This is a genomic window from Streptomyces fungicidicus (assembly GCF_003665435.1).
In the GTDB taxonomy this organism is placed as follows: domain Bacteria; phylum Actinomycetota; class Actinomycetes; order Streptomycetales; family Streptomycetaceae; genus Streptomyces; species Streptomyces fungicidicus.
In genome coordinates this window covers 2,048,592-2,072,502 of the sequence record NZ_CP023407.1, presented here as the reverse complement: position 1 = coordinate 2,072,502, position 23,911 = coordinate 2,048,592, and the positions used below count along the sequence as shown (strand labels likewise).

The 23,911-nt window shown below is 72.5% G+C and carries 20 protein-coding genes; 16 read left to right on the top strand and 4 right to left on the bottom strand.

Annotation, left to right across the window (positions count from 1 at the left end; genetic code table 11):
• Positions 1 to 101 precede the first annotated feature (101 nt).
• From CNQ36_RS09400 to CNQ36_RS09390, 3 genes are all read left to right on the top strand, one after another.
• On the top strand, positions 102 to 665 hold the full coding sequence (locus tag CNQ36_RS09400; protein ID WP_121545645.1) for an SAV_6107 family HEPN domain-containing protein: 564 nt from the start codon (positions 102 to 104) through the stop codon (positions 663 to 665).
• A 110-nt stretch (positions 666 to 775) separates the two neighbouring features.
• Complete coding sequence (locus tag CNQ36_RS09395) at positions 776 to 1,546, top strand: methyltransferase (protein WP_121548407.1); 771 nt, start codon at positions 776 to 778, stop codon at positions 1,544 to 1,546.
• Positions 1,547 to 1,842: 296 nt separating this feature from the next.
• The gene (locus tag CNQ36_RS09390) at positions 1,843 to 2,244 is read left to right on the top strand and encodes a DUF3040 domain-containing protein (RefSeq protein ID WP_004932279.1); all 402 of its coding nucleotides are present in this window, start codon (positions 1,843 to 1,845) and stop codon (positions 2,242 to 2,244) included.
• A gap of 238 nt (positions 2,245 to 2,482) precedes the next feature.
• Here CNQ36_RS09390 and CNQ36_RS09385 read toward each other — a convergent pair whose 3' ends face one another.
• The 4 genes from CNQ36_RS09385 to CNQ36_RS09370 form a co-directional block, all read right to left on the bottom strand.
• Positions 2,483 to 4,819 carry a transglutaminase TgpA family protein gene (locus CNQ36_RS09385; protein ID WP_206278557.1) on the bottom strand — a complete coding sequence of 779 codons (2,337 nt, stop codon included), beginning with the start codon at positions 4,817 to 4,819 and terminating at the stop codon, positions 2,483 to 2,485.
• 47 nt (positions 4,820 to 4,866) lie between these two features.
• Positions 4,867 to 6,228 (bottom strand): DUF58 domain-containing protein, encoded by a 1,362-nt coding sequence (locus CNQ36_RS09380; RefSeq protein WP_121545643.1) that lies wholly within the window; start codon positions 6,226 to 6,228, stop codon positions 4,867 to 4,869.
• On the bottom strand, positions 6,228 to 7,211 hold the full coding sequence (locus CNQ36_RS09375; protein ID WP_121545642.1) for an AAA family ATPase: 984 nt from the start codon (positions 7,209 to 7,211) through the stop codon (positions 6,228 to 6,230). Before CNQ36_RS09375 ends, CNQ36_RS09380 begins: the two co-directional genes overlap by 1 nt.
• Positions 7,212 to 7,480: 269 nt before the next feature.
• A complete protein-coding gene (locus tag CNQ36_RS09370; RefSeq protein WP_004932291.1) occupies positions 7,481 to 8,029 on the bottom strand; it encodes a beta-class carbonic anhydrase in 549 nt (182 codons plus the stop codon).
• Positions 8,030 to 8,443: 414 nt separating this feature from the next.
• Between CNQ36_RS09370 and rsmH the strand changes: the two genes are divergently transcribed.
• From rsmH to CNQ36_RS09305, 13 genes are all read left to right on the top strand, one after another.
• Positions 8,444 to 9,400 (top strand): 16S rRNA (cytosine(1402)-N(4))-methyltransferase RsmH, encoded by a 957-nt coding sequence (gene rsmH, locus CNQ36_RS09365; protein ID WP_121545641.1) that lies wholly within the window; start codon positions 8,444 to 8,446, stop codon positions 9,398 to 9,400.
• A 53-nt stretch (positions 9,401 to 9,453) separates the two neighbouring features.
• Positions 9,454 to 9,963, top strand: coding sequence for a cell division protein FtsL (gene ftsL, locus CNQ36_RS09360; RefSeq protein WP_228312936.1), 510 nt, complete (start codon positions 9,454 to 9,456; stop codon positions 9,961 to 9,963).
• 5 nt (positions 9,964 to 9,968) lie between these two features.
• Complete coding sequence (locus CNQ36_RS09355; RefSeq protein WP_276315068.1) at positions 9,969 to 11,927, top strand: peptidoglycan D,D-transpeptidase FtsI family protein; 1,959 nt, start codon at positions 9,969 to 9,971, stop codon at positions 11,925 to 11,927.
• 170 nt (positions 11,928 to 12,097) lie between these two features.
• Positions 12,098 to 13,618, top strand: coding sequence for a UDP-N-acetylmuramoyl-L-alanyl-D-glutamate--2,6-diaminopimelate ligase (locus tag CNQ36_RS09350; protein ID WP_121545639.1), 1,521 nt, complete (start codon positions 12,098 to 12,100; stop codon positions 13,616 to 13,618).
• A 4-nt stretch (positions 13,619 to 13,622) separates the two neighbouring features.
• On the top strand, positions 13,623 to 15,038 hold the full coding sequence (locus CNQ36_RS09345; RefSeq protein ID WP_121545638.1) for a UDP-N-acetylmuramoyl-tripeptide--D-alanyl-D-alanine ligase: 1,416 nt from the start codon (positions 13,623 to 13,625) through the stop codon (positions 15,036 to 15,038).
• Positions 15,035 to 16,108, top strand: coding sequence for a phospho-N-acetylmuramoyl-pentapeptide-transferase (gene mraY, locus CNQ36_RS09340; RefSeq protein WP_004932308.1), 1,074 nt, complete (start codon positions 15,035 to 15,037; stop codon positions 16,106 to 16,108). Before CNQ36_RS09345 ends, mraY begins: the two co-directional genes overlap by 4 nt.
• The gene (murD, locus tag CNQ36_RS09335; protein WP_121545637.1) at positions 16,090 to 17,517 is read left to right on the top strand and encodes a UDP-N-acetylmuramoyl-L-alanine--D-glutamate ligase; all 1,428 of its coding nucleotides are present in this window, start codon (positions 16,090 to 16,092) and stop codon (positions 17,515 to 17,517) included. Before mraY ends, murD begins: the two co-directional genes overlap by 19 nt.
• A 74-nt stretch (positions 17,518 to 17,591) precedes the next feature.
• Positions 17,592 to 18,941, top strand: coding sequence for a putative lipid II flippase FtsW (gene ftsW / locus CNQ36_RS09330; RefSeq protein ID WP_004932313.1), 1,350 nt, complete (start codon positions 17,592 to 17,594; stop codon positions 18,939 to 18,941).
• Between the two features lie 6 nt (positions 18,942 to 18,947).
• A complete protein-coding gene (gene murG, locus CNQ36_RS09325; protein WP_004932316.1) occupies positions 18,948 to 20,042 on the top strand; it encodes an undecaprenyldiphospho-muramoylpentapeptide beta-N-acetylglucosaminyltransferase in 1,095 nt (364 codons plus the stop codon).
• Positions 20,043 to 20,067: 25 nt separating this feature from the next.
• Positions 20,068 to 20,862, top strand: a complete 795-nt coding sequence (locus CNQ36_RS09320; protein ID WP_121545636.1) for a cell division protein FtsQ/DivIB — start codon at positions 20,068 to 20,070, stop codon at positions 20,860 to 20,862.
• Positions 20,863 to 21,150: 288 nt separating this feature from the next.
• A complete protein-coding gene (ftsZ, locus tag CNQ36_RS09315) occupies positions 21,151 to 22,344 on the top strand; it encodes a cell division protein FtsZ (protein ID WP_121545635.1) in 1,194 nt (397 codons plus the stop codon).
• The gene (pgeF, locus tag CNQ36_RS09310; RefSeq protein WP_121545634.1) at positions 22,341 to 23,069 is read left to right on the top strand and encodes a peptidoglycan editing factor PgeF; all 729 of its coding nucleotides are present in this window, start codon (positions 22,341 to 22,343) and stop codon (positions 23,067 to 23,069) included. The genes ftsZ and pgeF overlap by 4 nt, the downstream gene beginning before the upstream one ends.
• Positions 23,070 to 23,075: 6 nt before the next feature.
• Complete coding sequence (locus CNQ36_RS09305; RefSeq protein ID WP_004932330.1) at positions 23,076 to 23,795, top strand: YggS family pyridoxal phosphate-dependent enzyme; 720 nt, start codon at positions 23,076 to 23,078, stop codon at positions 23,793 to 23,795.
• The last annotated feature ends 116 nt before the right edge of the window (positions 23,796 to 23,911 follow it).

The following is a 23,911-nucleotide window of genomic DNA, read 5'->3' as shown; positions in this document are numbered from 1 at the left end:
AAAGCCCAGGTCGGAACGGATTGTCAGTGCCATACCCCACGATGTGCACATACGGCACCCCGTGGTAGGGGAGCCGTCACGAAGACGACAGGAGGTTCGTCATGGCCAACTCGTCCGCAGCCGCCGCCCGTCGGCGCCGCGCAGCCGGCCCTGCCCCCTCACTGAACGGCCCGGCGAGCGACGTCCACCCCGTGCTGCGCCGCGCCTCCGCCCCGCCCGCCGCCCTCGACCTGCTCGCCCAGGCCCGTGCCGGAGTCGACGAGGCCACCGTCCTCACCACACCCAACGAGCGCTATGCGACGGCCCACCTCGCCGCCCTGCGCACGGCCGCCGCCGTGCTCGCCGCACGCGGCCGGCCCGAGACCTCCCCCCGGGCCCGGGCGAGAATACGGAGCGCCTGGGAAGTGCTCCCCGAGATCGCGCCCGAGCTCACCGAGTGGAGCGCGCTGTTCGCCTCCGGGGCCGGGCGCCGTGCCCGTGCCGAGGCCGGCATCCGGGGCGCGGCCACCGCCCGGGACGCCGACGACCTGCTGCGCGACGTGTCGGCCTTCCTCCGCCTGGTCGAGCGCATGCTGGTGCTCCAGCCGGTCCTGCCCCAGCAGCCGCCCTCCCCGGGGACGCGGGGAGCCGCACGCGGGGGGCCCGGGGGCGAAGCCGTCCCCTAGGCCCCGGCCAGGTGCCCGGCCACCACGGCGCAGGCCATAGGGTGGACACCGCCCGGAACCCGATCGCTCCGCCGACGAAGAGGCGGCGCCGCGCCGAGGAGTCAACCACCGTGCCGGACCCGCAACGACCCCGCGCCGCCCTCCGTACCGCCGTGGTCTGGGAGGTCCTCCAGGACGCCCTGGAACGCCGGGTCAAGGCGACCGGGCGGCAGTCACTGGACGTCCTGGACACCGGCGGCGGCAGCGGCAACTTCGCGGTGCCCCTCGCCCTGCTCGGCCACCGGGTCACCGTCGTCGACCCGAGCCCCAACGCGCTGTTCGCCCTGGAGCGCCGCGCCGCCGAGGCCGGCGTCGCCGACCGGGTCCGGGGCGTCCAGGGCGACGCCCACGGCCTCTTCGAGGTGGCCGAGCGCGGCGGCTACGACGCCGTGCTCTGCCACGGCGTCCTGGAGTACGTCGACGACCCCGCCGAGGGCGTCCGCAACGTGGTGGCCGCCCTGCGCCCCGACGGCGTCCTCAGCCTGCTCGCCGCCGGCCTCGGCGGCGCCGTGCTCGCCCGCGCCCTCGCCGGCCACTTCACGGAGGCCCGGCAGGCCCTCGACGACCCGAACGGCCGATGGGGCGCCGGTGACCCCGTACCGCGCCGTTTCACCGCCGAACAGCTCACCGCCCTCGTGGAGGGCGCGGGCCTGCGGGTCGGCGCCGTGCACGGCGTGCGGGTCTTCGCCGACCTCGTCCCCGGCGTGCTCGTCGACACCGAGTCCGGGGCCCTGGACGCACTGCTGAAGCTGGAGGCCGCGGCGGCCGAGCTCCCCGCCTTCCACTCCGTGGCCACGCAACTCCATGTGCTCGGTGAGACGGAGGAGGCCGCGGGGGCCTGAGTCGCCTTCTGTGACGCGCCGCTGATCAGCGGCGCGCTCCGCGGCCGCCCGTGTGCATGGAGTGCGCCACAGGCCCCCCGAATGGCGGCTGGGCACCGTATGATCGAGGGAGACCGCCCGGCATGACGGGTCGGCCGCCGGGGAATGAGAAGCCTCGACGGGCCGGGACGTGATGGCGGGTACCGGTTGGCCAATTGGCGCAGAGGGGCGGGTTTCACGGGGGCGATTCCCTGCCTATCCTGAAGGGACCCCCCCCCGGGTCGCCGCCCCGGCGACTGCACGATGAGGAGGACTCCGTGCCGCTCTCGGAGCACGAGCAGCGCATGCTCGAGCAAATGGAGCGAGCGCTGTACGCCGAAGATCCCAAGTTCGCGACGGCGCTCGAGGGAAGCGGGCTGCGTACGTACACCCGGCGACGGGTCTACCAGGCGGTCGCGGGCTTCCTCGTGGGTATTGCGCTCCTCATGGCCGGTATGGTCGCCCAGCAGGTCTGGCTCAGCGTCGTGGGGTTCCTCGTGATGCTGGGGTGCGCGGTGCTCGCCGTGACCGGCTGGCGCAAGGCGCCCAAACCGGGTGAGCAGGCCGCCGGTGCGCAGGGCGCGCCCCAGGCAGGCCGCCAGACCAGACAACGCCGGTCCGTGATGGACCGCATCGAGCAGCGCTGGCAGCGCCGCCGTGACGAACAGGGCGGCCACTAGCACCCCGCCCCACCCCGAAGCACCAGAGGGGGACCACCGACACGGTGGTCCCCCTCTCGCTGTCCCGCCGCCCAGCCGTTCGTTCCCGCGGGCAGTCGTGCCTCCCCCAGTGCCTCAAGGGCCTGGGAGGCACCCCAGGGCGGCACGGGTGGGCGCGGCGGCGCCCCGTGAGCGCCGGGCCGCGCGACCGCCCCCGGCCCACCCCCACGCCGGGCACCCGCGCAGCGGACCCGCGGGGTCACCCCTGCTGCCGGAACGGCCCCCGCCAGGCGGGCCGCATCGCGAGCACGCGCCCCCGCACCCCGCTCCACCGGGCCGACGCCGCCCACACCACCCGCACGGTGGACCGCGGAGCGAACACCGCCCGCAGCCGCGCCCCCCGTCCCGCGGTGTCCCGCAGCGCCGTACTCACCCGCCGGACGTCGTCCGTCAGCCCCGCCACCGGCCGCGGCCGGGGCGCGTACAGCACCTGCTCCACCGCGTCGGCCACCCGGTGCACCGACGCCGCCGCCCCCGAGTCGAGCCTGCCGACCCGCACGATGCGGTCCGCCGCCCCGCGCGGGGACAGTGACTCGTCCGGTGCGATCCCGTGGTCCCACGCCGTGTCGGTCAGCTCGTCCCAGACGCCCAGGATGTACGGCGCCGCGTCCGCCTCCGACCGGCCGTGCCCGCCGAGCCGCACCGCCCGGGTCCTCGCCCGCGACAGCATCGGCGTCAGCGGCAGCACCAGCACGACCAGCCCGGCCAGCGCCCACAGCAGCAGCGCGGACCACTTCGGCCCGTCGTCACCGGCGGGCAGCACCGCCTGCGGCGACTCGCTCCCGCAGCCGTCCAGCTTCCTGCGCTCCGCCGAGCAGCTCTCGCTCTGCGAGGGGTCCCCGGACGGCTCCGAGGGCTCCGCCTGCGAGGGCCGCGCGGGGTCGGGCACCGTGCTGTCCGCGGCGTCCGGCACGGTGTACGCGGGCGTCGAACCACGCGTCGGGGTCGGCTCGAAACGGGTCCAGCCCACCCCCTCGAAGTACAGTTCCGGCCAGGCGTGCGCGTCCCGCAGCCCGACCGAGACCGTGCCGTCCGCCTGCGGGGTGCCGGGCGCGAAGCCCACCGCGACCCGCGCCGGTATGCCCAGCGAACGGGCCATCGACGCCATCGCGAACGAGAAGTGCACGCAGAAGCCCTGCTTGTCCCGCAGGAAACGGGCGATGGCCTGCGAGCCGCTGCCGACGTCCACCTCGGTGTCGTACTCGAAGCCGCCGTTCAGCGTGAAGTACTCCTGCAGCTTCACCGCCCGGTCGTAGTCGTTGTCCGCGCCCTCGGTGACCTCGCGGGCGGTGCGGGAGACCACGTCCGGCAGCGAGTCCGGCAGCCCGGTGTACTCCCGCTGCAGCGCGGGCGCCGGGTCCGGCGCGTCGGCCAGCTGCTCCGCCGTGGGCTGCACGTAGAGGCTGCGCACCTCGTACGACAGACCGCGGGTGTTCTGGCCGTGGTCGCCGACCAGGGTCATGCCGACGGGCTCGTAGCGCCAGTTGCCGCGGATGGCCACCCCGCTCGGCGGGTACGGCATCGGCAGCCAGTCCTGGGCGTACCAGTCGGCGGTCGAGATCGTGGTGCCGATCTCCGTGCGCCCGATGTCGGGACCGAGGCCGGGCGGCGTCGGGAACGTGCCGTCCGGAACGGTGGTGATGGACCGCTTCGAGGGCTTCCAGCTGGTGCCGTCGAAGTCGTCCAGGGACACGATCCGCAGATACAGGTCCGACGTGTCCGTCAGCTCGGAGCGCACCGACAGCACCTGGCGGTCCTCGTCCACGTTCAGCGAGTCGCGCAGCGACACCAGCGGGTTCACCGCGGAGATGGTGCCGCCCCCGCCAGAGCCCGAGCCGACGCCCGTGCCGGAGGGGCCCAGCAGGCCGCCGTTCATCGCGGGCAGCGCGAGCGGCACCACCAGGGCGATGCCCAGCGCGACCGCGCCGATCCGCCGCCCGGTGCGCACCGGCGCGACGGCGCCGGGCGAGTCCCCGCCCGGCCCCGGCACCCCGCCGAACACGCGCCCCCACTGGGAGAGCCGGTCGCGTCCCTCGGCGAGCAGCAGCATCAGATAGCCGGCCGCCGCCAGCAGGAACCACAGCCAGTCCACGCCGTTGTCGGACAGGCCCGCGGCCACCGAGTACAGGGCGAGCAGCGGAAGTCCGGCGGGGGCCGCGCTGCGGAAGGTCACCGCGATGGTGTCCACCAGCAGCCCGATCACCAGCACGCCGCCGATCAGCATCAGCCGGATGCCGTCGGACAGCGGCGCCGGGATCGCGTACCGGCTGACGTCGTTGCCGCCCTGGTCCAGCAGGCCGGCGAAGAACCGGAGGGCGTCCGGTCCGGGTATGAGCCCGGCCACGGCGTGCTCACGCGCGAACGCCAGGGTCAGCAGCACCAGCGTGACGACGACCTGCGCCACCACGGTCAGCGGACGTGCCAGCGGCACCCGCCGGGCCGCGGCGCCCACCCCCGACTGCACCGCCAGCAGGAACGCCGCCTGGACGAACCAGACCGACGGTTCGACCAGCGGCAGCAGCGCGCACGCCGCCATCAGTGTGGCCGCCCACGCGCACAGCGCCAGCCTCGCCCGCCCGCTGATCACGGTCCCTCCCCGCCGCTCGCCGCGGTCAGGCCCGAACGCTCCCGGTCCGCCTGCCGCCACAGTTCTTCCAGTGCCGCGCCCCGCGGCACGCCGAGGGCGGTCCATCCCGCCTCACGCAGCATCCGCAGCCGGTCCCCGGCCCGGTCCGACGCGTCCGGCACGTCCGCCGGCTCCCGCAGCCAGGCCGCGCTGTCCAGCAGGAAGGCCACGGCGCCCCCGCTGCGCTGCCGCATCCGGGCGAGCACCGCGGCCTGGTCCTCGTCCAGGTCGCCGAGGAACGCCACCAGCAGCCCCTCGTTCCCGCCGCGCAGCACGTCGTAGGCGCGGGACAGCCCCTCGTCGTCGGAGTGGTCCACCACGGCGAGGGTGTCCATCATCAGCCCGGCCGCGTCCGCCGACTCCTGGCCGGCGCCCGCGAACCCGTCGGACCCCTCGCCCGGCACCGCGTTGCCGGTGTCGGTCAGCAGCCGCACCGAGAAGCCCCGCTCCAGCATGTGCACCAGCACGGACGCCGCGCCCGACACCGCCCATTCGAACGCCGAGTCCGGTCCGGCGCCCTCGTAGGCGATGGCCCGGGTGTCCAGCAGCACCGTGCAGCGGGCGCGCTGCGGCTGCTCCTCGCGGCGCACCATCAGCTCGCCGTAGCGGGCGGTGGAGCGCCAGTGCACCCGTCGCAGGTCGTCGCCGTAGCGGTACCCGCGGGGGATCACGTCGTCCTCGCCGGCCAGCGCCAGGGCGCGATGCCGTCCGTCGCCGTACCCCTTGGCCTCGCCGCTCAGCCGCACCGGCGGCAGCGGCACCACCCGCGGGACCACCGTCAGGGTGTCGTGGGTCGAGAAGGACCGGGTCAGCTCGCACATCCCGAACGGGTCGGAAAGCCGCAGCTGGAGCGGGCCCAGCGGATAGCGGCCGCGCAGATCGGAACGGACCCGGTAGGACACCTCGCGGCGCCCGCCCGCCTCCACCCGGTCCAGCACGAACCGCGGGCGTGGACCGAGCACGTAGGGCACCCGGTCCTGGAGCATCAGCAGGCCCGTGGGCAGCCGCGAGACGTTCTCCATCCGCAGGTGCACCCGCGCCTCGGAGCCCGCCGGCACCCGCCCGGGGGAGAGCCGGCGGCTGCCGGCGACCCGGTAGCGGGTGCGGTAGAGCACCGCCGCGCACACCAGCGGCAGCACCGCGAGGAGCAGCCCGACCCGCAGCAGGTCGCTCTGCCCGAGCACGTACGAGCAGACCGCGGCCGCCACACCGGCGGCGAGGAAGGAGCGCCCGCGGGTGGTGAGTCCCGCCAGCGCCGTCCTGACACCGCTGCGGTCGCCCCGGTCGCCCTCGGCGTGGACGGCGCCCGCGGTGGTCATCACAGGCCCCGGGGGGCGCGCTCCGCGGGCACCGCGGTGCTCTGGAGGATCTCCTGCACCACCTGCTCGGCGGTGCGGCGGTTGAGCTGGGCCTGGGCGGTGGGCAGCAGCCGGTGGGCGAGGACGGCCACGGCGAGCGCCTGCACGTCGTCCGGCAGCGCGTACTCCCGGCCGCCGAGGGCCGCCGACGCCTTCGCCGCGCGCAGCAGGTGCAGGGTCGCGCGCGGCGAGGCGCCGAGTCTGAGATCGGGGTGCGTGCGGGTGGCGGCGACCAGGTCCACGGCGTACCGGCGGACCGGTTCGGCCACGTACACGTCGCGCACCGCCTCGATCAGCTTCAGGATCTCGTGCGCGTGCGCCACCGGCTGGAGGTCCTCCAGCGGGGAGACGCCGCCGTGCACGTCCAGCATCCGCAGTTCGGCCTCCGCGCTCGGGTAGCCGACCGAGACACGGGCCATGAAACGGTCGCGCTGGGCCTCCGGCAGCGGGTAGGTGCCCTCCATCTCGACCGGGTTCTGCGTCGCCACGACCATGAACGGGCTGGGCAGTTCGTAGGTCTTGCCGTCGATGGTGACCTGGCGCTCCTCCATCGACTCGAGGAGCGCCGACTGGGTCTTCGGCGACGCGCGGTTGATCTCGTCGCCGATCACCACCTGCGCGAAGATCGCGCCCGGCTTGAACTCGAAGTCACGGCGCTGCTGGTCCCAGATGGACACACCGGTGATGTCCGAGGGCAGCAGGTCCGGGGTGAACTGGATCCGCCGCACCGAGCAGTCGATCGACCGCGCCAGCGCCTTGGCCAGCATGGTCTTGCCGACTCCCGGGACATCCTCGATGAGCAGATGCCCCTCGGCTAGCAGCACGGTCAGCGAGAGCCGTACGACCTCGGGCTTTCCCTCGATCACGCCTTCCACCGAACCCCGCACGCGTTCCACCACGGCGGTCAAGTCAGTGAGGCTCGCTCGATCGTCATAGGTCGTCACCCGGCCCTCCTCGGCCTTTCCCCGCGCTCCCGGAGGAGCGGGGCCCCAAATGTTCCGGGCCGACGCATCGCCGTGCGGACCGGCCCACCCCGAATCACGGACGCCACGCGGGAAAAGTTCCGCGTGACACCACTCCCGCATTCTTGCCGCCGTTACCGATTCGTGTCACTCGCCTGTGGACAACTGACAGCGATATGTCAGGTCTTACGACCGTTCCGTGGTCCGTGCCGGCTTCCGGAGCGCGGGTCGTCCCCGGGGCGGACGGCAGGTCAGGCGGGGTCGATCTCGCGCAGCAGGCCCGTCTTCACGTCGAAGACGAAGCCGCGCACGTTGTCGGTGTGCAGCAGGAACGGCGAGGTGCGCACGCGCTGCATCGACTGCCGTACGTCCTGGTCGACGTCCCGGAAGGCCTCCACGGCCCAGTTGGGGCGCTGGCCGACCTCCATCTCCAGGTCGTGCCGGAACTCCTCGGTGATGGACTCCAGGCCGCACCCGGTGTGGTGGATGAGCACCACGCTGCGGGTGCCCAGGGCGCGCTGGCTGATGGTCAGCGAGCGGATCACGTCGTCGGTGACCACACCGCCCGCGTTGCGGATGGTGTGGCAGTCGCCCAGTTCGAGGCCGAGGGCGGCGTGCAGGTCGAGACGCGCGTCCATGCAGGCCACCACGGCGACGTGGAGCACCGGGCGGGCGTCCATTCCGGGGTCGGTGAAGGCGGCTGCGTACCGCTCGTTGGCGTCGACCAGACGGTCGGTGACCGTGCCGGGGCCGTTGGTCGCGTTGTCGGGGCCGGTGGGAACCGATGCGGAAGTCGTCATAGGCATGACGGTACTGGTCACAAGGGCGCCAGGCGCGTTGTGAGAGACGACAAAGAACGTCAGTGATGCTTGGTGTGAGGTAACCCACAGGGGTGGTGTGAACCCCCTCCCACGGGTGATTCGCCCCTCGCGCCCCTTGACCCGCCGTGCGGGCCGCGACGCGCAGGCCGGTTGATTGACCGCGCGACACCGTGGACTAAAGTGACGCGAAGCGGGAGGCGAGGCCGCCCGCCGCACTGATTTCCCCCCGGAGACCCCGGCGACGGCCCGGGGGTCTCCGCGTGCGCGGCGCGTACGCACGGCCAGGCCCCTCCCGCCGCCGGTCCGCCGGCGCCTCCGGCGCGACCGCCCCTTCACCGGGGAGGGCGGGAACCCGGCGGTGCGCCGACGCCGTGCCGGACCTGAGAGGGCCAGTTGAGCCAGAGTCGACACGTTCCGGTGATGCTCCAGCGGTGTCTGGACCTGCTGGCGCCCGCCCTGGAGGGGCCCGGAGCGGTGGTGGTCGACTGCACCCTCGGTCTCGGCGGCCACAGCGAGGCCCTGCTCCGGCGGTTCCCCGAGGCGCGGCTCGTCGCCCTGGACCGCGACAAGGAGGCGCTGCGCCTGTCCGGCGAGCGGCTCGCACCCTTCGGCGACCGGGCCACCCTGGTGCACGCCGTCTACGACGAGCTCCCCGACGTGCTCGGCCGGCTCGGCATCGCCCGCGCGCAGGGCGTCCTGTTCGACCTCGGGGTGTCCTCCATGCAGCTCGACGAGGCCGGCCGCGGCTTCGCCTACGCCCAGGACGCCCCCCTCGACATGCGCATGGACCAGACGACCGGTGTCAGCGCCGCCGAGGTCCTCAACACCTACCCGCCCGGCGAACTCGTCCGCATCCTGCGCGCCTACGGCGAGGAGAAGCAGGCCAAGCGCATCGTGTCCGCGATCGTGCGCGAACGCGAGAAGGAGCCGTTCACCAACAGCGCCCGCCTGGTCGAGCTGATCCGCGACGCGCTGCCGCAGGCCGCCAAGCGCACCGGCGGCAACCCGGCCAAGCGCACCTTCCAGGCGCTGCGGATCGAGGTCAACGGCGAACTGTCGGTGCTGGAGCGGGCGATCCCGGCGGCCGTGAAGGCCCTCGGCGTCGGCGGGCGGATCGCCGTGCTGTCGTACCACTCCCTGGAGGACCGGCTCGTCAAGCAGGTGTTCGCGGCGGGCGCCGCCACCACCGCCCCGCCCGGCCTCCCGGTCGTTCCCGAGCAGTACCAGCCCCGGCTCAAGCTGCTCACGCGCGGTGCCGAACTTCCCACCGAGGAGGAGATCGCCGAGAACCGGCGCGCGGCCCCCGCGCGGCTGCGCGGCGCCGAGCGGATCCGGGAGGACGTCGGGTGAGCCGGTGACCGGCCGGGCGTACGGGTGGGACGAGCGAACTCAGGGGAGCGTGAGTGAGTAGGAAACCCGAACTGAAGGGGCGACCCGAGCTGAGGGGGAGGGCGGCCCGGCTCGCCAGGCTGCTGCCCACCGGGCGGGCCCAGGCGGCGCGCACCCCCTTCGTCCTGCTCGTCGTCGTGCTCCTCGGCGGCGGTCTGATCGGCCTCCTGGTGCTGAACTCCGCCCTCAGCGAGGGCGCCTTCCAGCTCGACGACCTCCAGCAGGAGACCAAGAACCTCACCGACGAGGAACAGGCCCTGCAGCGGGACATCGACGCCTACGCCGCGCCCGACGCCCTCCAGCGCCGCGCCCGCGAGCTCGGCATGGTGCCCGGCGGCGACCCCGCCTTCCTCGGCCCCGACGGCAAGGTCAAGGGCGTCCCCAGCCCGGCCGCCGCCGTCCGCGCCCCCCTGGTCCTCGCCCCCGAGGCGCTGGCCACCGCGACCGTCCCGCCGCCCACCACAGCGCCGGACCCGGCGGACGCCGCCCCCACGCCCTCCTCCGCGTCGACCCCCGGCAGGTGACGGAAGTGTCCGACAGGGAACCGCCCCGTCGCCGGGTGCCCGGCCCCGCCAGGCCCGTCCGCCCGGGCACCGGACAGCGCCCCGGCCCCGGCGCCCGCCCGGCCCGGAGGCCCGCCGGCCCCCGGCCCGCGCCGCCGAAGGTCATCCGGCTGGGCAGTCCGCGCCCCCGGCTGCGCCTGATCGGGTTCGCCCTCACCCTGGTCATGCTCGCCTTCGTCGTACGCCTGTTCCAGGTGCAGGCCGTCGACGCGAGCACCTACGCCGCCAAGGCCGACCAGAACCGCTACGTCGGCCAGGTGCTGGCCGCCGAACGCGGTGAGATCACCGACCGCCACGGCGTGGCCCTGGCGACCAGCGAGGACGCCTACGACATCACCGCCGACCCCACCCTGTTCGCCCCGGACGAGCTGAAGATCCCCGACGGCCCCGAGCAGGCCGCCGCCCTCCTCGCCCCGATCCTCGGGCAGGACCAGGACGATCTGGTCAGGAAGCTGCGGCCGGAGAACGAGGCGCTGCGCTACGTCAAGCTGGCCGGCCGCCAGACGCCGCAGGTGTGGAAGCAGATCAAGGACCTGAAGGCCACGCTCGCCAAGCAGTCCGGGGCCGAGGGGGCCACCGCCAACGTCCTGGCCGGCGTCCTCGCCGTGCCCACCAGCAAGCGGGTGTACCCGAACAGCGAGCTCGCCGCCGGGATACTGGGCTGGGTCAACGCCGAGGGCCGGGGCGGCGGCGGCGTCGAGCTCCAGCTCGAGAAGCGGCTGGCCGGCGAGGACGGCAAGATCCGCTACGCCCAGTCCGGCGGCCGTCTCGTGCCGACCGCGGGCTCCAGCGGGACCCCGGCCGTGCCCGGCAGCGACGTCGAGCTCACCATCGACCGCGACATCCAGTGGGCCGCGCAGAACGCCATCAGCGAGCAGGTGGAGGAGTCCCGGGCGGACCGCGGCTACGTCATCGTCCAGGACACCCGCACCGGCGAGGTCCTCGCCATGGCCAACGCGCCCGGCTTCGACCCCAACGACCTGTCCGAGGCCGACCCGGAGGCGCTCGGCAACGCGGCCCTGCAGGACGCCTTCGAGCCCGGCTCCACCGCCAAGGTGCTGTCCATGGCGGCGGTCCTCGAGGAGAACGCCGCCACCCCCGGGACGCACGTCGTCGTGCCCAACCGGCTGCACCGCGGCGACCGGCTGTTCAAGGACGACATCGACCACCCGACCTGGTACCTGACGCTCAACGGCGTACTCGCCAAGTCCAGCAACATCGGCACCATCCTCGCCACCGGCCAGCTCGGCAAGACCCAGGCCCAGGCCAACAAGGTGCTCTACGACTACCTGCGCAGGTTCGGCCTCGGCAGCCAGACCGGGCTCGGCTTCCCCGGGGAGACCAAGGGCATCCTCGCGGCGCCGGGCGACTGGTCCACCTCGCAGCAGTACACGATCCCTTTCGGCCAGGGCGTCTCCATCAACGCCATGCAGGCCGCGTCCGTGTACTCCACCATCGCCAACGGCGGCGTCCGCGTCGAACCCACCCTGGTGCGCGGCTCCAAGGGTCCCGACGGACGCTTCACACCCGCCCCGGAGCCGGAGAGGACCCGGGTCGTCAGCGAGAAGACGGCGAAGACGCTCGCCAGGATGCTGGAGTCGGTCGTCGACGACGAGGAGGGCACCGGCACCAAGGCGCGCATCCCGGGCTACCGGGTGGCGGGCAAGACGGGTACGGCGAACCGGGTGGATCCGGCCACCGGCAAGTACCACGGCTACACCTCGTCCTTCGCCGGTTTCGCCCCCGCCGACAAGCCCAGGATCACCGTCTACTGCGCCATCCAGAACGCCACCGAGGGCAGCTACTTCGGCGGCCAGATCTGCGGACCCGTGTACAAGCAGGTCATGGAGTTCGCCCTGAAGACCCTCCAGGTGCCGCCGACCGGCGCCGCACCCGCCGCCCTCCCGGTCACCTTCAAACCCTGACAAGTACCGAGCACCGAGCCACCAGGAACCACCCCGTGACAACGATCACCCCCGATCCCGGGAACCACAGCGCCCCCCGCACCTCACTTGGCCCCCGGGCCGGTACGCCCGGTACGCTCACCGCCGTGCCACAAGCTGATCAGCCCCAAACCACTCAGAAGGGCCACCCCGTGACATATCCGGGACCGCCCCGGCCGGTCCAGGTCTCCGCCACACCGCTCGCGGAACTCTCCGGTCAGCTGGGTGTCGCCGCGCCGGAGCAGACGGCCGAGGTCACGGGCATCACCCATGACTCGCGCGCCGTCCGCCCCGGTGACCTGTACGCCGCCCTCCCGGGCGCCCGCGCCCACGGCGCCGACTTCGTCACCCAGGCCGCCGGCCTCGGCGCCGTCGCGGTGCTGACCGACCCGGCAGGCGCCGAACGCGTCGCCGCGGCCGGGCTGCCGGCGCTGGTGGTCGACGACCCGCGCGCGCGGATGGGTGAACTGGCGGCGACCATCTACGGCCACCCGGGCCGCGACCTGCTCCAGATCGGCATCACCGGCACCTCCGGCAAGACCACCACCGCCTACCTCGTCGAGGGCGGTCTGCGGACCGTCCACAGCACGGGACTCATCGGCACGGTGGAGATGCGCATCGGCGACGAGCGCATCAAGTCCGAGCGCACCACGCCCGAGGCCACCGACCTGCAGGCCCTGTTCGCCGTCATGCGCGAGCGCGGCACCGACGCGGTCGCCATGGAGGTCTCCAGCCACGCCCTGGTCCTCGGCCGGGTCGACGGCTGCGTCTTCGACATCGGCGTCTTCACCAACCTCAGCCCGGAACACATGGAGTTCCACTCCGACATGGAGGACTACTTCCGGGCCAAGGCGCAGCTGTTCACGCCGGAACGCGGCAGACTCGGCGTGGTCAACGCCGACGACGAGTACGGCCGCCGGCTCGCCAAGGAGGCCGGCGTCCCGGTCGTCACCTACTCCGCCGAGGGCCACCCCGACGCCGACTGGCGCGCCGAGGACGTCGAGGTCGGCACGATGGACTCGACGTTCACCGTGGTCGGCCCCAAGGGCGAGCGGATCGCCGCCCGGTCGCCGCTGCCGGGCCCGTTCAACGTGGCCAACACCCTGGCCGCGATCGTCGCCCTGGCCGTCGCCGGACTCGACCCGCAGGCCGCCGCCGACGGCGTCGCCGCCGTGCCGGGCGTGCCGGGCAGGCTGGAGCGGGTGGACGCCGGGCAGCCGTACCTGGCGGTGGTGGACTACGCCCACAAGACCGACGCCGTGGAGTCCGTGCTGCGCGCCCTGCGCAAGGTCACCGAGGGCCGGGTGCACGTGGTGCTCGGCTGCGGCGGCGACCGGGACAAGACCAAGCGGGCGCCCATGGGCGCCGCCGCCGCGCGGCTCGCCGACACCGCCGTACTGACCTCCGACAACCCCCGCTCCGAGGACCCCCTGTCGATCCTCGCCACCATGCTCCACGGCGCCGCCACCGTGCCCGCCCACGAGCGCGGCGAGGTGCAGGTCTTCGAGGACCGGGCCGCCGCGATCGCCGCCGCCGTCGCCCGGGCGCAGCCCGGCGACACCGTGCTGGTCGCCGGCAAGGGCCACGAGCAGGGCCAGGACATCGCCGGGGTGGTGCGTCCCTTCGACGACCGCCAGGTGCTTCGGGAAGCCATCAAGAAGACCCAGGGATGAACTTGTGATCGCCCTCTCCCTCGCCGAGATCGCAGAAGTCGTCGGCGGGCAGACGCACGACATACCGGACCCGTCCGTCCAGGTCACCGGACCGGTCGTCAGGGACTCGCGGGAGGCGGGTCCGGGCAGCCTGTTCGTCGCCTTCGTCGGCGAGCGCGTGGACGGCCACGACTTCGCGGCCCGGGTCGTCGGGGCGGGCGCGGTCGCCGTGCTCGCCTCGCGGCCCGTGGGGGTGCCCGCGATCGTCGTGGAGGACGTCCAGGCGGCCCTCGGGGCCCTCGCCCGGTACGTCGTCGGCAGGCTCGGGACCACGCTCGTCGCGCTCACCGGCTCGGCCGGCAAGACCAGCACCAAGGACCTCATCGCGCAGGTCCTGCAGCGGGCCGCGCCGACCGTCTTCACCCCCGGCTCGCTCAACAACGAGATCGGGCTGCCGCTCACCGCGCTCACCGCCACCGAGGAGACGAAGTTCCTCGTGCTGGAGATGGGAGCGCGCGGAATCGGCCACATCCGCTACCTCACCGGTCTGACCCCGCCGAAGGTCGGCCTGGTCCTGAACGTCGGCTCCGCCCACATCGGCGAGTTCGGCGGCCGGGAGCAGATCGCCCAGGCCAAGGGCGAGTTGGTGGAGTCGCTGCCGCCGGCCGAGGAGGGCGGCGCCGCGGTCCTCAACGCGGACGACCCCCTCGTAAGGGCCATGGCGTCCCGTACGAAGGCGAAGGTGATCCTTTTCGGAGAGTCCGGCGAAGCGGACGTTCGGGCCGAGAACGTGCGACTCACGGACAGCGGACAGCCTTCCTTCAGGCTTCACACACCCTCCGGTGCATCCGATGTGACCATGCGCCTGTACGGTGAGCATCACGTGTCGAACGCGCTCGCCGCGGCCGCCGTCGCCCACGAGTTGGGCATGTCCGCAGACGAGATCGCCCGCGCGCTCTCCGAGGCGGGCTCCCTCTCCCGCTGGCGCATGGAGGTCACCGAGCGGCCGGACGGCGTGACGGTCGTCAACGACGCCTACAACGCGAACCCCGAATCCATGAAGGCAGCGCTGCGCGCGCTGGTGGCCATGGGCAAGGGGCGTCGTACGTGGGCGGTGCTCGGCAAGATGGCCGAGCTCGGGGACGAGGCGCTCGCCGAGCACGACGCGGTCGGACGGCTCGCCGTCCGGCTCAACGTCAGCAAGCTCGTCGCGGTCGGGGGCAGGGAAGCCGCCTGGCTGCAACTGGGCGCATATAACGAGGGTTCGTGGGGTGAGGAGTCGGTGCACGTGTCCGACGCACAGGCGGCGGTCGACCTGTTGCGCAGCGAATTGCGCCCGGGGGATGTCGTACTCGTGAAGGCATCCCGTTCGGTCGGGCTCGAGAGCGTGGCGCAGGCGCTGCTCGAGACCGGTGCCGAGGGTGAGGTCGCCGCCCGATGATGAATCAGATCCTGTTCGCAGGAGTCATTGGTCTCTTCCTCACCCTGATCGGCACTCCGCTGCTGATCAAACTGCTCGCCCGCAAGGGGTACGGGCAGTACATCCGCGACGACGGCCCGCGCGAGCACGCCAGCAAGCGCGGTACGCCGACGATGGGTGGCATCGCCTTCATCCTGGCGACGCTCGCCGCCTACTTCCTGTCCAAGGTCATCACCGGTAAACCCCCGACCTTCTCCGGGCTGTTGGTGCTCGGCCTCATGGTCGGCATGGGCATGGTCGGCTTCCTGGACGACTACATCAAGATCGTCAAGCGGCGTTCGCTGGGTCTGCGGGCCAAGGCGAAGATGGCCGGCCAGCTGATCGTCGGCATCGGCTTCGCGGTGCTGTCGCTCCAGTTCGCGGACTCCCGCGGGCAGACCCCGGCCTCCACGAAGCTGTCGTTCATCACGGACTTCGGCTGGACCATCGGCCCGGTGCTGTTCGTCGTCTGGGCGCTGTTCATGATCCTCGCCATGTCGAACGGCGTGAACCTGACCGACGGTCTGGACGGCCTCGCCACCGGCGCCTCCGTGCTCGTCTTCGGCGCCTACACCTTCATCGGCGTCTGGCAGTTCCAGGAGTCCTGCGCCAACGGCGACACCCTGACCAACCCGGGCGCCTGTTACGAGGTGCGCGACCCGCTGGACCTCGCGGTCGTCGCCTCCGCGCTGATGGGTTCCTGCCTCGGCTTCCTGTGGTGGAACACCTCCCCGGCCAAGATCTTCATGGGCGACACCGGTTCGCTGGCGCTCGGCGGCGTGCTCGCGGGCCTCGCGATCTGCTCCCGCACCGAGCTGCTGCTCGCCATCCTGGGCGGTCTGTTCGTCCTCATCACCATGTCGGTGGTCATCCAGGTCGGCTCCTTCCGGCTCACCGGGAAGCGGGTCTTCCGGATGGCGCCGCTCCAGCATCACTTCGAACTCAAAGGCTGGTCCGAAGTCCTTGTGGTGGTCCGCTTCTGGATCATCCAGGGCATCTGTGTGATCGTCGGACTGGGTCTCTTCTACGCGGGATGGGCAGCGGACAAGTGACCGACTGGCAGGGCAAGCACGTCACCGTCGCCGGACTCGGCGTCTCCGGCGTACCGGCGGCCAGGGCGCTGCACGGGCTCGGCGCGGAGGTCACCGTCGTCAACGACGGCGACGACGCGCGGGCGCGCGAGCAGGCCGCCGAACTGGAGGCGCTCGGCGTCACCGTCCGCCTCGGTGACGGCGAAACCCTGCCCGACGGCACCGAGCTGATCGTCACGGCCCCCGGCTGGAGGCCTGACAAGCCGCTGTTCGCCGCGGCGGACCGGGCCGGGGTGCCGGTGTGGGGCGACGTCGAACTCGCCTGGCGGCTGCGCGGCCCCGACGCGGCCCCGTGGCTCGCGGTCACCGGCACCAACGGCAAGACCACGACCGTCCAGATGCTCGCCTCCATCCTGGAGGCGGCCGGACTGCGCACCGCCGCCGTCGGCAACATCGGCGTCTCCCTCCTCGACGCGGTGCTCGGCGAGGAGCCGTACGACGTGCTCGCCGTGGAGCTGTCCAGCTACCAGCTCCACTGGGCGCCGTCCCTGCGCGCCCACTCGGCGGCCGTGCTGAACCTCGCCCCCGACCACCTCGACTGGCACGGCTCCATGGAGGCGTACGCCAGGGACAAGGGCCGCGTCTACGAGGGCAACCGCGTCGCCTGCGTCTACAACGCGGACGCCACCGGCAAGCCCTCCACCGAGGACCTGGTCCGCGAAGCCGACGTGGAGGAGGGCTGCCGCGCCGTGGGCTTCACCCTCGGCGCCCCGGGCCCCTCCCAACTCGGCGTCGTGGAGGGCATCCTGGTCGACCGCGCCTTCGTCGAGAACCGGCAGCGCAACGCCCAGGAGCTCGCCGAGGTCTCGGACGTGAACCCGCCCGCCCCGCACAACATCGCCAACGCCCTTGCCGCGGCGGCCCTCGCGCGGGCCTACGGGGTGCCGGCGAGCGCCGTACGGGACGGCCTGCGGGCCTTCACCCCGGACGCCCATCGCATCGCGCACGTCGCCGACGTGGACGGCGTCACGTGGATCGACGACTCCAAGGCCACCAACACCCACGCCGCGGAAGCCTCGTTGGCCGCCTACGACTCGATCGTGTGGATCGCCGGCGGGCTCGCCAAGGGCGCCACCTTCGACGAGCTGGTCGGCGGCGCGGCGAAGCGGCTGCGCGGCGCCGTGCTGATCGGCCGGGACCGGGCCCTGATCCGCGAAGCCCTCGCGCGACACGCCCCGGAGGTACCCGTCGTCGACCTCGACCGGACCGACACTGGGGCGATGCTCCAGGCAGTCCAGGAGGCCCAGCGGCTGGCACGGCCCGGCGACACGGTGCTGCTGGCCCCGGCCTGCGCCTCGATGGACATGTTCGCCAACTACAACAAGCGCGGTGACGCGTTCGCCCAGGCGGTGCGCGAGCTCGGCGCCTGACCCCGGACCGCCTGGTGCCGGGCGACCTTGGGAGGGACGCGTGGGACCGTCGACGGCGTACAGCGGAGGCCCGGATGCCCAGTAGCCGTACCGGCCGCCCGCCCGTGCGGCGGGCCGTGCGCGGTCCCGCCGTGCCCGGGCCCCGCGACAACCCCGTGCGCACCCTGTACATCCGGGCGCGCAAGGCTTGGGACCGGCCGCTGACCGCGTACTACCTGATCCTCGGCGGCAGTCTGCTGATCACCGTGCTCGGTCTGGTGATGGTCTACTCGGCCTCCCAGATCACGGCGCTGCAGATGTCGCTGCCGGGCTCGTACTTCTTCCGCAAACAGTTGCTGGCCGCCGCGATCGGCGGCGTACTGCTGCTGGCGGCCTCCCGGATGCCGGTGAGGCTGCACCGCGCGCTGGCCTACCCGATCCTCGCGGGCGCCGTCTTCCTGATGGCCCTGGTGCAGGTGCCGGGGATAGGGGTGGCGGTCAACGGAAACCAGAACTGGATCGCCCTCGGCGGCTCCTTCCAGATCCAGCCCAGCGAGTTCGGCAAGCTGGCGCTGGTGCTGTGGGGCGCCGATCTGCTCGCCCGCAAACAGGACAGACGGCTGCTCTCCCAGTGGAAGCACATGCTGGTGCCGCTGGTCCCGGCCGCCCTGATGCTGCTCGGCCTGATCATGCTCGGCGGCGACATGGGTACGGCGATCATCCTCACGGCGATCCTGTTCGGCCTGCTGTGGCTCGCGGGGGCGCCCACGCGGCTGTTCGTGGGGGTGCTCTCGGTCGCCGCGCTGATCGGCGTGTTCCTGATCCGCACCAGCCCCAACCGCATGGCCCGGCTCGCCTGCCTCGGCGCCACCGAACCCCAGTCGGGGCCGGTCGACTGCTGGCAGGCCGTGCACGGGATCTACGCCCTCGCCTCCGGCGGCATCTTCGGATCCGGACTCGGGGCGAGTGTGGAGAAATGGGGCCAACTCCCGGAAGCGCACACGGACTTCATCTTCGCCGTCACCGGTGAGGAACTGGGTCTGGCGGGGACGCTGTCGGTGCTCGCCCTGTTCGCGGCTCTAGGCTATGCGGGTATCCGCGTGGCCGGACGCACGGAGGACCCCTTCGTCAGGTATGCCGCGGGAGGCGTGACCACCTGGATCACGGCCCAGGCCGTGATCAACATCGGTGCGGTGCTCGGCTTGCTGCCGATCGCCGGAGTCCCGCTCCCGCTGTTCTCCTACGGGGGATCCGCCCTGCTGCCGACCATGTTCGCCATCGGGCTGCTGATCGCCTTCGCGCGTGAGGACCCCGCTGCACGGATGGCGCTTGCCATGCGGCAACCCCGCTTTGGTAAAAAGCGGAACGGGGGTTCACAGCGGCCCCGGAGATGGAACACGATGCGACGGCGCGCCCCGGTGGCGCGTTCGTCCGGAGAGCGGTGAATTTCGGTGCATGTCGTACTCGCCGGCGGAGGAACCGCGGGCCACATCGAGCCCGCGCTCGCCCTCGCGGACGCCCTGCGCAGGCAGGATCCGACCGTGGGCATCACGGCCCTGGGGACGGAGCGAGGCCTGGAGACCCGTCTCGTACCCGAGCGCGGGTACGAACTGGCGCTGATCCCCGCCGTGCCGCTGCCACGCAAGCCCACCCCCGAGCTGATCACCGTCCCGGGCCGGCTGCGCGGCACCATCAAGGCGGCCGAGCAGATCCTGGAGCGCACCAAGGCGGACGCCGTGGTCGGCTTCGGCGGCTATGTGGCCCTGCCCGGCTATCTCGCGGCCAAGCGGCTCGGTGTGCCGATCGTGATCCACGAGGCCAACGCCCGGCCCGGACTGGCCAACAAGATCGGCTCCCGGTACGCCGCGCAGGTCGCCGTCTCCACGCCCGACAGCAAGCTGCGCAACTCCCGCTACATCGGCATCCCGCTGCGCCGCTCCGTCTCCACCCTCGACCGGGCCGCCGTACGCCCCGAGGCCCGCGCCGCGTTCGGCCTCGACCCCAACCTGCCCACGCTGCTGGTCTCCGGCGGCTCGCAGGGCGCCCGGCGGCTCAACGAGGTCGTCCAGCAGGTCGCTCCGTGGCTGCAGCAGGCCGGGATCCAGATCCTGCACGCGGTCGGCCCGAAGAACGAACTGCCGCAGGTGCACCAGATGCCGGGGATGCCCCCGTACATCCCGGTAAGTTACCTGGACCGGATGGACCTCGCGTACGCCGCGGCCGACATGATGCTCTGCCGCGCGGGCGCGATGACCGTCGCCGAACTCTCCGCCGTCGGGCTCCCGGCCGCCTACGTCCCGCTGCCCATCGGCAACGGCGAACAGCGGCTCAACGCCCAGCCGGTGGTCAAGGCCGGCGGCGGACTGCTGGTCGACGACGCGGAGCTGACGCCCGAGTGGGTGCAGCAGAACGTGCTGCCCGTGCTCGCCGATCCGCACCGGCTGTACGAGATGTCCCGCGCCGCCGCCGAGTTCGGCCGCCGGGACGCCGACGACCTGCTCGTCGGCATGGTGTACGAGGCGATCGCCGCCCGTACGCACCGCTAGAGGCGCATGACGGAGGGCAGGCAGCATGGCCGGATCGACCACCGCCGAGCGTGGTGAACGCAAGCGGGAGTCGTCCGGCCCGCCGCCCGCCCGGCGGTTCAAACGACGACAACTTCGTCTGATCATCGTTCTGGCCGTCGCCCTGGTGTTCCTCGGCAGCGGCGCCTTCTGGCTGCTCTACGGGTCGGACCTGGTGCGGGTGGAGCGCGTGTCGGTGTCCGGAACCGGCGTGCTGACCGCCGAACAGGTGCGCCGGGCCGCCGAGGTCCCCCTGGGAGAACAGCTGGTTTCGGTCGACACCGATGCGATCGAGGCGCGGCTTTCCGCCGCCCTGCCCCGCATCGACACGGTCGACGTGGTGCGCGACTGGCCGCACGAGATCACCTTGAAGGTGACGGAACGGACCCCGGTTCTCCTCGTCCGCAAAGGCGGGAAGTTCGTCGAAGTGGACGACGACGGTGTCCGGTTCGCCACGGTCTCCAAGGCGCCGAAAGGCGTGCCCGCTCTTGAATTGACCGTCTCCCGCACCGGCTCCGCGGCGGCGAGTCTGCGCCGCTTCGACGAGGACCGGCTGACGCGTGAGGCGGTGCGGGTGGCCGGCGCGATTCCGGCCACCGTGGCGCGGGCCACCCGCAGCGTCAAGGTCCGTTCCTATGACGACATCTCGCTGGAGTTGGCCGACGGCCGCACGGTCGCCTGGGGAAGCAGTGAGAAGGGCGCCCGGAAGAGCCGTACTCTCACCGCGCTGATGAAAGCGGAGCCCGGCGCGCGACACTTCGACGTCAGCGTTCCCACGGCCCCGGCGTCATCAGGGAGTTGACGCACATCAGCGCAGGCCAGCACCCTGGTTGGGCACCGCTATGGCTGATCACATAGGGTGAAAAGAAAAACGGGAGGTTCGGCGTGTTCGTTGAACGGGCGCCACTTGTCGACTTAGTGTCCTGTTCAGAAGACTCCAGGGAACAGACACACTGGTAACCCTAAACTTCAACGTTAGGGTTCGGGTCGGCGCTACGGACCGTCCCATTCGGCATCAGTCGTCGGATCGCGAAGGCATCAGTGCTTCAGCGGTCGGGCGACACGTAACTCGAGGCGAGAGGCCTTCGACGTGGCAGCACCGCAGAACTACCTCGCAGTCATCAAAGTCATCGGTGTCGGCGGCGGTGGTGTCAATGCCATCAACCGGATGATCGAGGTCGGTCTCAAGGGCGTCGAGTTCATCGCCATCAACACCGACGCGCAAGCCCTGTTGATGAGCGACGCCGACGTCAAGCTCGACGTCGGCCGGGAACTCACCCGCGGACTCGGCGCCGGAGCCAACCCGGCCGTCGGCCGCAAGGCCGCCGAGGACCACCGCGAGGAGATCGAGGAGGTCCTCAAGGGGGCCGACATGGTCTTCGTCACGGCCGGCGAGGGCGGCGGCACCGGCACCGGCGGCGCGCCCGTGGTGGCCAACATCGCCCGCTCGCTCGGCGCCCTCACCATCGGTGTGGTCACCCGCCCGTTCACCTTCGAGGGCCGGCGCCGCGCCAACCAGGCCGAGGACGGCATCGCCGAGCTCCGCGAAGAGGTCGACACCCTCATCGTGATCCCGAACGACCGGCTGCTGTCCATCTCGGACCGCCAGGTCTCGGTTCTCGACGCCTTCAAGTCGGCGGACCAGGTGCTGCTCTCCGGTGTGCAGGGCATCACCGACCTGATCACCACGCCCGGCCTGATCAACCTGGACTTCGCCGACGTCAAGTCGGTCATGTCCGAGGCCGGTTCGGCCCTCATGGGCATCGGTTCCGCCCGCGGCGACGACCGCGCGGTGGCGGCGGCCGAGATGGCCATCTCCTCGCCGCTGCTCGAAGCCTCCATCGACGGCGCCCGCGGCGTGCTGCTCTCCATCTCCGGCGGTTCCGACCTCGGTCTGTTCGAGATCAACGAGGCCGCACAGCTGGTCAGCGAGGCCGCCCACCCCGAGGCCAACATCATCTTCGGCGCGGTGATCGACGACGCCCTCGGCGACGAGGTGCGGGTCACCGTGATCGCCGCCGGCTTCGACGGCGGCCAGCCGCCCTCCAAGCGGGACAACGTCCTCGGCTCCTCCTCGGCCAAGCGCGAGGAGCCCGCCCCGGCCCGCCAGCCGGAGAGCCGTCCGTCCTTCGGCTCGCTCGGCAGCGTCACGCCGAAGGAGGACCCGGAGCCGGTGGCGCCGGAGCCGGTGCGCGAAATCCCGGCCCCCCAGCCCCCGGTCCCGCCGTCGCGGACCTACGACAGCGCGGCCGAGGAACTGGACGTACCGGACTTCCTGAAGTGATAGGACAGCGCGAGAGCGTGAGCGGCGCGCACTTCGCCTTCACCGACCGGTGGGGCGGGGTGAGCGCCGCTCCTTATGCGGAGCTCAACCTCGGCGGAGCCGTCGGCGACGAGCCAGGCGCCGTACGCGCCAACCGCGAACTCGCCGCCACGTCACTCGGCGTGGACCCGGCCCGGGTGGTCTGGATGAACCAGGTGCACGGGGCCGACGCGGTCGTCGTCGACGAACCCTGGGGCGGGAACCCGGTCCCCGAGGTGGACGCGATCGTCACCGCGCGGCGCGGGCTCGCCCTCGCCGTGCTCACCGCCGACTGCGTGCCGGTGCTGCTCGCCGACCCCGTCGCCGGGGTCGTCGCCGCGGCCCACGCGGGCCGGCCCGGGCTGGTGGCCGGGGTGGTCCCGGCCGCCGTACGGGCCATGACCGGGCTCGGCGCCGACCCGGCCAGGATCGTCGCCCGTACCGGGCCCGCCGTCTGCGGCCGTTGCTACGAGGTGCCGGAGACGATGCGCGCCGAGGTGGCCGCCGTCGAGCCGGCGGCGCACGCCGAGACCGGCTGGGGCACCCCGTCGGTCGACGTGGGCGCGGGCGTGCGGGCGCAGCTGGAACGGCTCGGGGTGCGCGACCGGCAGCAGTCGCCGGTGTGCACGCTGGAGTCGGCGGATCACTTCTCGTACCGCCGCGACCGCACCACCGGGCGGCTCGCGGGCTATGTGTGGCTGGACTGATGGGGCATGACGGACCGTAAGGACGAACTCGCCGCGAACCTGGCGAGAGTGGAGGAGCGGATCGCCGCCGCGTGCGCCGCCGCAGGACGCGCGCGCGAGGAGGTCACCCTCGTCGTGGTCACCAAGACCTACCCCGCGGACGACGTGCGCGCCCTGGCGGAACTCGGGGTGCGCCATGTCGCCGAGAACCGCGACCAGGACGCCGCCCCCAAGGCCGCCGCCTGCGCGGATCTGCCGCTCACCTGGCACTTCGTCGGTCAACTTCAGACCAACAAGGTCCGTTCGGTGGTCGGTTACGCCGACTTCGTGCAGTCCGTCGACCGTTCCCGGCTGGTGACGGCCCTCTCCAAGGAGGCCGTGCGGGCCGGCCGCGAGATCGGCTGTCTGATCCAGGTGGCGCTCGACGCCGGCGAGGGCGGCAGGGGCGAGCGCGGAGGCGTGGCGCCCGGCGGCGTCGCGGAGTTGGCCGGGCTGATCGCGCGCTCCGAGGGGCTGCGGCTCGGCGGGCTGATGACCGTAGCCCCGCTGACCGGCGAGTACGCGGGGCGCGAACAGGCGGCGTTCGGGCGGTTGATGGATTTGTCGACCGACCTGCGCCGGACCCATCCGACTGCGAACATGGTCTCGGCAGGCATGAGTGCGGACCTCGAACAGGCCGTGGCCGCCGGAGCGACACATGTGCGCGTCGGCAGTGCGGTACTCGGAGTCCGCCCCAGGCTCGGGTAACGTCGCCAGGAAGTCGGACCACAGCAGAAAATATGGTCAGTTCCGCCGAACAGCGGACATAAAGACCTAGTGGATCGCGGGCACTTGGCGGTCGTCAGCGGATCCACCACAGAGCG

Excerpts from the sequence above, each read along its gene's own strand:
- CNQ36_RS09400 (WP_121545645.1), top strand. The coding sequence starts at position 102 with ATGGCCAACTCGTCCGCAGCCGCCGCCCGTCGGCGCCGCGCAGCCGGC.
- CNQ36_RS09385 (WP_206278557.1), bottom strand. The coding sequence starts at position 4,819 with ATGGCGGCGTGCGCGCTGCTGCCGCTGGTCGAACCGTCGGTCTGGTTC.
- CNQ36_RS09380 (WP_121545643.1), bottom strand. The coding sequence starts at position 6,228 with ATGACCACCGCGGGCGCCGTCCACGCCGAGGGCGACCGGGGCGACCGC.
- CNQ36_RS09370 (WP_004932291.1), bottom strand. The coding sequence starts at position 8,029 with ATGACGACTTCCGCATCGGTTCCCACCGGCCCCGACAACGCGACCAAC.
- mraY (WP_004932308.1), top strand. The coding sequence starts at position 15,035 with ATGATGAATCAGATCCTGTTCGCAGGAGTCATTGGTCTCTTCCTCACC.
- murD (WP_121545637.1), top strand. The coding sequence starts at position 16,090 with ATGGGCAGCGGACAAGTGACCGACTGGCAGGGCAAGCACGTCACCGTC.
- ftsW (WP_004932313.1), top strand. The coding sequence starts at position 17,592 with ATGCCCAGTAGCCGTACCGGCCGCCCGCCCGTGCGGCGGGCCGTGCGC.
- CNQ36_RS09320 (WP_121545636.1), top strand. The coding sequence starts at position 20,068 with ATGGCCGGATCGACCACCGCCGAGCGTGGTGAACGCAAGCGGGAGTCG.
- CNQ36_RS09305 (WP_004932330.1), top strand. The coding sequence starts at position 23,076 with ATGACGGACCGTAAGGACGAACTCGCCGCGAACCTGGCGAGAGTGGAG.